Here is a 2,529-nt window from a genome sequence, read left to right as displayed (position 1 = left end):
ATATGCCGACCCGTACCTCAAAAGAAAGGATATTAAAGCAGTTCATTCCTACGGCATCTGTTTCTGCAAAAAGGAATGCACCGTTGCAGGGAAAAAGCTGAAGTAAATTCGAAACGTGCCTGGAGATAAAGCAGCGCCGAGATAAGGAAATATGCTAACCGAGAACTATGGCAATCCTGATCCCTGCTGCCAGTGACGTCTGTAAACGGCCAAAGACGTCTGTAAATTCCGGAAATTGAGAAAATGCACAGTATACGGACAAGGGGATACGGACGAGAACCGGAATCACAACAAGGTATTCCTGGCCGCCGATAACAACCGGGATCGGGTCTTCATAACGGCAGCGTGACCATTGCCGGCTGGGCTCCGATCTATCCCGGTTCCCGGAGGATCCGGGCGGAGACCGGATCCTCCGAAAATGCCGCGGTTTCTCCCGATGAGGAGGATCTTTGCGGGAAGGGGAAGGGGGATGGCGGGAAGGGAAAATGGCTGACGGTACCGGAGCTTACAGCGCCGAAGAGGCCGGGAATCCAGGTGCCAGCAGCGCTGCAGACGGGAATACCGATGTCAGCAGCGCAGGAACACCGAAGCCCGCCCGGTATCTTTCCCTGCCGTTTTCCATGATCCCCAGTCTGGCTGCTGACTATGTCCTCACCGCGCATAAGTCCCGGGGATCGGAATTCGTCCATACGGCCATAGTGATCCCGGAATAAAACGGGGGCAATACCACCCGGAGCTTCTGTACACCGCCATTACCCGGGCCAAAGATCATCTCCCGGTTTACGCTTCCATGGCCACCCTGAAACAGCGATCAAAACCAGAACGGAACGGGCTGACGGCCTTGACCGGAGACTCCGCATCAAAATGAAGCGGGAGTCCTGATTGCGGCAGCGTCAGGAAGCAAAGAGGGAATTAACGGGCCGAAGAACCGGCAGCCTGTGCCCGATCTTCCCGAAATGCGCTCCGTATGGCATGACGCTCTTAATCACTCTCCGGATATCATTTCAGCATCCCGGATTCTGACTGCGCCTTCCGCTGACACGGCCCCCAGCAGCCTCAAGAGGGCTTTCCGGAACGCTTTTCCGGCTGGAAATTTAAAACCGGATTCCTTTTAAGCCCCGAAACATCAATCTCACCTCCTGAAAATCATATCTCCCTGCAAATTACCATGCTAAAACTGGTTAAAAAATAAGCAAAATCCTTTAAATCAGGGATCTTTCCGCCTGAAAATTGTGTTTTTCTGACTGTTTTTGCAAAAAGTGTTTACATTTCTCCTGAAAGCACTACAATTTCTATACCAATCATGAGCAATCACTCAAAATGTTTTATATTGACATCACTTTAATAAGGAGGACTATCTTGGGAGAAAAAGATACCGCGGCAAAGCTGTACTTTGCCAAGCCCCATTTTTTTGCTGACGCCTTTAACTTCTTTCTTTTTGACGGCGACAAGGTCATTAAGCCCGAGGAACTCAGCCCCATGGATTCCACAGAGGTGGCCATGATATTCGGGAAAAAGAAAAACACCGCGGTGCAGCAGCATCGCGACCTTCTGAAGCTCTGGAACGCCGGGGAAACCGAAGACGGAGTCTTTGTGCTTCTGGGACTGGAACCGCAAAGCACAATTCATTACGGCATGACAGTAAGAAACATGCTTTATGATGCCCTTAGCTATGCGACTCAGATTTCCAATCTCAGCAGCTTGCGCGAGCAGGAAGCAAAAAATGCGGACAATAATAACGGTGATGCCGGCAAAAATAATAATGCGAATTTGACGTCCGGAAAACGCATCGCTAAGATCAGAAGCAGCGAGGAATTTCTGTCCGGCATGAGAAAAGACGATAAGCTGAAGCCCGTCATTACGCTGGTGCTGAACCTGAGCGGCAAGCCCTGGAAAGCCCCGCGCAATCTCTACAATATTCTGGACATAAAAAACAAGAGGCTTTTGAAGTACGTAAACAATTACCGGCTTAACATCGTGTCTCCCGCAGAGATAAAGGACGAAGATTTTGCGAAATTCAGCACCTCTCTGGGATTTGCCCTTAAGGTCGTCAAATACCAGAATGATGACAAGGTCACTGAAGTGATTGAGGAGCGCGAAAGTACTGATTTGGACACCGCGAGCTTTATCACCGCTTATACACACTTTGAGTTTATGTACGAAAAAAATTCCAAGGAGGTTAACATCATGAATGGATTAGAGCGCTGGGGGCAGAAACTTCAGGTTTTGGCAGTAATTAAGGCCCTGAAAAAACTAGGAAAAACTGATGAAGACATCGTGGATTTTGTTGCTGAAGAGTTTCAGGTAACCCCGGATTATGTGCGGGATCTTATGAAGGAATGGCCTAATCCTCTTCTTGAAAAAGTAAAAGCTCGGGCTCCTTCAGTTCCGGCCGGGGCATAACATCGGAAGATCTCCTTAGTTTAAAGTTATCTCCTGGTCTTGCTGCGTCCTTGGCTGGAGTGCGGCACCGCAGCTGTAACACACTTAAGCTGATCGCAAAAAAACGGTGAGACATAGCTTCATGCA

2 protein-coding genes are annotated in these 2,529 nt (G+C 49.3%); both read left to right on the top strand.

Translation table 11 applies throughout. From position 1 onward, the window contains the following. The first annotated feature begins 485 nt into the window (after window positions 1-485). Window positions 486-713 carry a hypothetical protein gene (locus ACJROR_RS14590; protein ID WP_406547735.1) on the top strand — a complete coding sequence of 76 codons (228 nt, stop codon included), beginning with the start codon at window positions 486-488 and terminating at the stop codon, window positions 711-713. A gap of 646 nt (window positions 714-1,359) precedes the next feature. Then, entirely contained in the window at window positions 1,360-2,403 is a 1,044-nt protein-coding gene (locus tag ACJROR_RS14585) for a hypothetical protein (RefSeq protein WP_406547734.1), read from the top strand. The last annotated feature ends 126 nt before the right edge of the window (window positions 2,404-2,529 follow it).

This window comes from Succinimonas sp. (genome assembly GCF_045225735.1).
GTDB lineage: Bacteria > Pseudomonadota > Gammaproteobacteria > Enterobacterales > Succinivibrionaceae > Succinimonas.
The sequence above is the reverse complement of the archived record's forward strand: the minus strand, read 5'-3'. Positions and strand labels throughout refer to the sequence as shown.

Bases quoted from the DNA above. Each gene is read 5' to 3' on its own strand.
- ACJROR_RS14590 (WP_406547735.1), top strand. From the start codon at position 486: ATGGCTGACGGTACCGGAGCTTACAGCGCCGAAGAGGCCGGGAATCCA.